This window comes from Limnofasciculus baicalensis BBK-W-15 (assembly GCF_024178385.1).
GTDB classification, from domain to species: Bacteria; Cyanobacteriota; Cyanobacteriia; order Cyanobacteriales; family Coleofasciculaceae; genus Limnofasciculus; species Limnofasciculus baicalensis.
In genome coordinates, this window is record NZ_JAMZMM010000298.1 from 2,530 (window position 1) to 7,764 (window position 5,235).

The 5,235-nt window shown below is 40.3% G+C and carries 6 protein-coding genes; 1 reads left to right on the top strand and 5 read right to left on the bottom strand.

Annotation, left to right across the window (positions count from 1 at the left end; all coding sequences use genetic code 11):
• On the top strand, window positions 1-1,577 hold a 1,577-nt coding region (locus NJ959_RS22430; RefSeq protein WP_254013967.1), incomplete at its 5' end, for a CHAT domain-containing protein.
• A gap of 65 nt (window positions 1,578-1,642) precedes the next feature.
• Here NJ959_RS22430 and NJ959_RS22435 read toward each other — a convergent pair.
• The 5 genes from NJ959_RS22435 to NJ959_RS22455 all read right to left on the bottom strand — a co-directional run bounded on the left by NJ959_RS22435 (window position 1,643) and on the right by NJ959_RS22455 (window position 5,144).
• Window positions 1,643-1,972 carry a hypothetical protein gene (locus NJ959_RS22435; RefSeq protein ID WP_254013968.1) on the bottom strand — a complete coding sequence of 110 codons (330 nt, stop codon included), beginning with the start codon at window positions 1,970-1,972 and terminating at the stop codon, window positions 1,643-1,645.
• A 200-nt stretch (window positions 1,973-2,172) separates the two neighbouring features.
• Complete coding sequence (locus NJ959_RS22440) at window positions 2,173-3,399, bottom strand: pentapeptide repeat-containing protein (RefSeq protein ID WP_254013969.1); 1,227 nt, start codon at window positions 3,397-3,399, stop codon at window positions 2,173-2,175.
• A 55-nt stretch (window positions 3,400-3,454) separates the two neighbouring features.
• The gene (locus NJ959_RS22445; protein ID WP_254013973.1) at window positions 3,455-3,859 is read right to left on the bottom strand and encodes an ExbD/TolR family protein; all 405 of its coding nucleotides are present in this window, start codon (window positions 3,857-3,859) and stop codon (window positions 3,455-3,457) included.
• Between the two features lie 82 nt (window positions 3,860-3,941).
• Window positions 3,942-4,514 (bottom strand): sigma-70 family RNA polymerase sigma factor, encoded by a 573-nt coding sequence (locus NJ959_RS22450; protein WP_254013970.1) that lies wholly within the window; start codon window positions 4,512-4,514, stop codon window positions 3,942-3,944.
• Between the two features lie 45 nt (window positions 4,515-4,559).
• Complete coding sequence (locus tag NJ959_RS22455) at window positions 4,560-5,144, bottom strand: cupin domain-containing protein (RefSeq protein WP_254013971.1); 585 nt, start codon at window positions 5,142-5,144, stop codon at window positions 4,560-4,562.
• Window positions 5,145-5,235 lie beyond the last annotated feature (91 nt).

Here is a 5,235-nt window from a genome sequence, read left to right on the forward strand (position 1 = left end):
CTAATCCGGGTACAACTCCGGGTACAACTCCAGGTACTAATCCGGGTACAACTCCGGGTACAACTCCAGGTACTAATCCGGGTACAACTCCAGGTACTAATCCGGGTACTAATCCAGCAACAAATCCGAGTGTAAATCCAGCAACAAATTCGGGTACAAATCCCGGTACAAATCCCAGCGCAACTGTCAGTAATACAACTGTAGACAATAACTCCAGCAACAATATAAATAGTGACAACCAACCTATCCTAATTAATGAACTATTCGATCAAAACTCCTCCTCCACTTTGGATCAGCCTAACTCAGTGGATAGCTCTGAAAAGCTATTCACGCAAAAATTTCAGCAATATTTGGGGATTTCTACTGATGCTCCTGTGAAAACTATCGCCCAAACCCGGAATCTTATTCAAGAAATTGAGGAAGCAACTGGCATTAAACCAGCAATAATGTATGTAAGTTTTATCCCTCAAAAACTGGTAACAGGGAGATCTATAGATCGATTATCCTCAGATAATAGCTCCGGAATTACCGTGCCAACTGCTCAAGATCAATTGGAATTAGTCTTGATAACATCAAAGGGTGCAGTAATTCGCAAGCGGATAGAGGGAGCTACTCGTGAGAAAGTTATCGCAGTTGCCAATAATTTTCGTTCTCAAGTTACCAACTTACGCTCTCAGGAGGGAGATTATTTAGCACCAGCAAAACAACTTTATGATTGGATGGTAGCGCCTCTGGAAGCTGATTTCAAAGCACAAGGTATCCAGAATTTAAGCTTTATTGTGGATACTGGTTTGCGCTCCATTCCATTTGCGGCTCTCCATGATGGGAAACAGTTTCTAATAGAGAAATATAGTATTGGCTTGATGCCTAGTCTCAGCTTGACTGATACTCGCTATAAACCGATCAAAAATTTAGAGGTTTTAGCAATGGGAGCAGCTAGTTTTACAGATCAAAAGCCTTTGCCAGCAGTACCTGTTGAGTTATTAGCAATCACGCCATCTCTTTGGCAAGGCAAGTCTTTTCTTAATGATGGGTTTACCCTAGAAAATTTGAAAAATCAGCGAAAAGATGAGCCTTTTGGGATTATTCACCTTGCCACTCATGCTAATTTTCAGCCTGGAGAAGTCAGTAACTCTTATATTCAACTTTGGAATAGTAAATTGAAGATGAATCAATTGTCATCTCTGGGATGGAATAACCCTCCTGTAGAATTATTAGTATTAAGTGCTTGTCGCACGGCTTTAGGAAATGAAGAAGCGGAGTTAGGTTTTGCTGGATTAGCGGTGCAAGCTGGTGTGAAATCGGCTTTGGGCAGTTTGTGGTATGTTAGCGATCGCGGTACGTTGGGATTAATGACAGAATTCTATCAGCAGCTCAAACAAACATCTACGAAGTCGGAAGCTTTAAGGCAAACACAGTTAGCTATGTTGCAGGGTAAAGTGTATGTTTCTGGTGGAAATTTGGTTGCAGATAGCGATTTAGTACCTTTACCACCTGAATTGGTTAGATTAGGAGATCAAACTTTTAAACATCCCTATTTTTGGTCCGCTTTTACAATGATTGGGAATCCTTGGTAGGGAATGGGGAATGGGGAGCAGTAAGAGATGGTAAATTATTGGCAACAGGGAGTTCGATAGATTCTCTATTTAACCAAATAAATGAGACAAATAATGTATTCTTTACAGTAATTTATTAATGACGCTACTATTATTTTCTGACGGCGAATCCTGTTATACTGAGTCTTAAATTCGGCAACGGTAGATTTCATTTCTTCGGATGCTGGTAGAGGATTTTCCCATAAATTTTCCGCTCTTACTTCCCCTATTTCCCTTGTTTCCTTTGAAAATTCGGGTTCCCCTCTAACAACTGCACCTTCTGGCACAAGTCGGGGTTGGCGCTGTAGAAATAAGACTATCAGCACAATTTGTAACAAAATTACCACCACTAAAAGCAGGGGTTCTATCTTTGACAATAAGAATTCCATTTTTAATAGTATGACTCGGAGAAGGCTTTTGTCAGCTTATGGGCAGGTGGACTCCTATCTTATGGCATAAATAGGATTTACGCAGTGACTCTACATATAGTGGCAATGGTGCGTTAGCAGAGCATAACGCACCCTACAGATAAATGCTAAATGCGTTGCGTAAGTCCTGATTAAAATTATAATAATGTCTATGGATTCAATCCTACCGCTCCTTGAAAATTAGCCTCACTCAAATTAGCCCCATTAAAATTAACATCGGCTAAAGCTGCAAGCTGAAAATCTGCCTGACTCAAGTTAGCATAACTGAGATTAGCACCTGTCAAATTTGCTTCTCTGAAATCGCACTTCTTTAAGTTTGTATAGGTTAAATTCGCTCCCGTTAACTGGGCGCTAATTAAACTAGCACCTTCCAGTGTTGCCCCAACTAAACTTGCACCTGTTAAGTCAGCGCCCCGAAGTCGAGAATCTTTCAAATCTACCCCATTTAAGTTAGCCTTACTTAGGTTAGCATTGTAGAGATAAGCAAACTGAAGAATAGCACCATTTAAGTTAGCATTTGTCAGGTTTGCGATCGCAAATTTTCCATTCGTCAAGTCAGCATTTTCCAAATTCGCCCCTGTGAGATTAGCCCGGTTAAAGCCTGCTCCCTTCAAAACTGAACCTTTGAGATTAGCACCACTCAAATCCGCAATCTGTAAATTAGCCGCAATTAGCACTGTATTTTCCAGATTTGCCCCTTTGAGAATTGCACCACTGAGATTGGCATTGGCTAAATAAGCCTGACTTAAATCTACATTACTAAAATTAGCACCATCACCATTAATTTTATCCAAGTTTGCACCGTTCATTTTCGCGCCTGTTAGGTTAGCTGTGCTAATATCAGCTATCTCCATTTTCGCTGTTTTTAAATTAGCTCCAGATAAATTAGCTCCTGATAGTTTTGTGGCAGTCAGGTTAGCTCCTTCTAAATTAGTTTTTACCAGGTTAGCATAATTTAATTGGGCACTATTTAGCTCCGCATTAGATAAATCAGCTTCCTGAAGATTGGCATTTAATAACTTGGCAACGACTATTTTATTATTCTGTTGTATTGCGCCCAGTTTTGCTTGTTTTAAATTTGCTCCTGTGAGATTAGCGCCAGATAGCTCTACGCCTCTTAATTCTGCACCACTGAGATTAGCACGGGTGAGGTTAACATTATTGAGTTTAGCGTTATTGAGATTAGCTCCACTTAAGTCTGCCTCTTGAAGATTGGCAGTAATTAGGTTAGCATCGGTTAGATCGCATCCAGGGCAAGCATTTGTTGTTTTTAATTGTTCTAGATGTTGAGGGTTCGCTCCATAAGCTACCACTGGGGTAATTAAAATAGGAATTGTCAAGATTAGAATTAATTGTGGATTAAAGTAGTTTTTCATTGATTTTACAGTTTGTCTGTCATTGTATAGGTGAATTATTCTATCTGATTTAATTCTAAACTTTTTTAACTGCGATCGCTAATTTTACCCCTGCCACCTGACGCAAGCGATCCATAACACTTACCACTTTACCATGAGTTACTTCTTCATCAGCATTAATCACTACTAATGTTTGAGATTTTGAGCCAACTAACGATTGCACTGCACCTTCCAAATCCTGTAATGGAATCGGCTGACGGTTGAGGAAAATATCACCATTTATATCAATTGTGACATTAATATCTTCTGGTAGCTGACTTTCTGCTGTGGTAGCGCTAGGTAAATTTACAGGTAGCCCTTCTGAATGGGTTAAGTAAAGAGTTGACATAATAAAAAATGCCAGAATCGCGAAAATTACATCAATCATCGGTACGATGTTGATTTGGAGTGGAGTTTCTGAGTCATCGTCTGGAATCTGCATAAGTAATGTGAGTGGGGAATGGGGAATTTTACTACTGGCGGTTTTTGTCAATGGTGCAAGTTATCAATTCAACCAGATATAATTATTCAAATTGCCAATAACTTAAAGATGACCGTAATTTTTCTAATCCTAACCGAATCCGAGTTTTAACCGTGCCCAAAGATTTACCTGTTTGAGCGGCAATTTCTGTATGGGTTAATCCTTTATAATAGGCTAACTCTAAAACTTCTCTTTGTTCTATTGGTAATTTCTCCATCGCTTCCAAAATGCGATCCCGCCTTTCAGCAATGAGCAAGTCTTCTTCCGGATTCCCGCTGGATTTTGATGGTAGAAGTGCCGCTTCCATTGAGGCTGTGACTGTTTTATTTTGCCGTTGCAAGACACGGAGGCGATCCAGTGCGCGACTTCGGGTTAAAGTAAATAACCAGGCATCTACTCGCCCTTTTTTACTATCGTACCGTTGAGCAATCCGCCATACTTGACTAAAGACATCTAAAACGACTTCTTCAGCTTCTTCTGGCGAGCCTAATATTTTGAAGGATAGGGCATAGAGTATCCTAGCATAGCGATCGTACAATTCAGATAAGGCGGTTTTATCTTGCTGGGCAATGCGCTCCAAAAGCGAAGTCTCATTGGTGAATTGCTGAAAAGTCATGGGGGAATAGCATGAAAAAAGGTGTAGGAAAGTGCATCTTTACGATTAATAGACAATTATTTCATCATCAAGGGATGTTTGGACAAAGATTAAACAGCCACCATAAGTTTCTGGCTGATGAATGGAACCCGGCATCGAGCGAATGCGATCGCCAATGTTATACTTTTGCCCATCAATGACTATATCTCCTTCTAGTACAACTATTTCCTCATTCCCGGCATGTCGGTGATTGTAAAACTGTACACCAGGTGTAGCACGAACGAAACAAGAAACTTCCCGCTTTTCCATATTTAACTCCCACCTGGCAATCTCCATACCTGAAAGGGAGTATGGTTGCCAAGATACTGTAGCTGCTTGTGCGATTAACTCCTCGACTGATAATTCATTTTCAGCCTTAGCTACTGAGATATCCTCCTCAATTCTTTGAAAGAGACGATCTTTCAAATTAGCAGCTATTGGCATTAGTGGCGCTGTGTAGGGTATGGCAGCAACAGCGGCTTGGAATCCTGCTAACTCCTGCTCAAATTCGGGAAATTTTGCGATCGCGTCTTCCACCACATGACAATATTCCTCTTCCAGAATATCAAGGGGGTAAAGACTTGCTAATTCAGAGAAATCTTCGTAATTCATGGTTGTTGGTTGTTGGTTGTTGGTTGTTGGTTGTTTGTTGTTTGTTGTTTGTTATTGGCGTAGATTCATTTCAGTAATAACTAATAACTAA

Excerpts from the sequence above, each read along its gene's own strand:
- NJ959_RS22440 (WP_254013969.1), bottom strand. The coding sequence starts at position 3,399 with ATGAAAAACTACTTTAATCCACAATTAATTCTAATCTTGACAATTCCT.
- NJ959_RS22445 (WP_254013973.1), bottom strand. The coding sequence starts at position 3,859 with ATGCAGATTCCAGACGATGACTCAGAAACTCCACTCCAAATCAACATC.
- NJ959_RS22450 (WP_254013970.1), bottom strand. The coding sequence starts at position 4,514 with ATGACTTTTCAGCAATTCACCAATGAGACTTCGCTTTTGGAGCGCATT.
- NJ959_RS22455 (WP_254013971.1), bottom strand. The coding sequence starts at position 5,144 with ATGAATTACGAAGATTTCTCTGAATTAGCAAGTCTTTACCCCCTTGAT.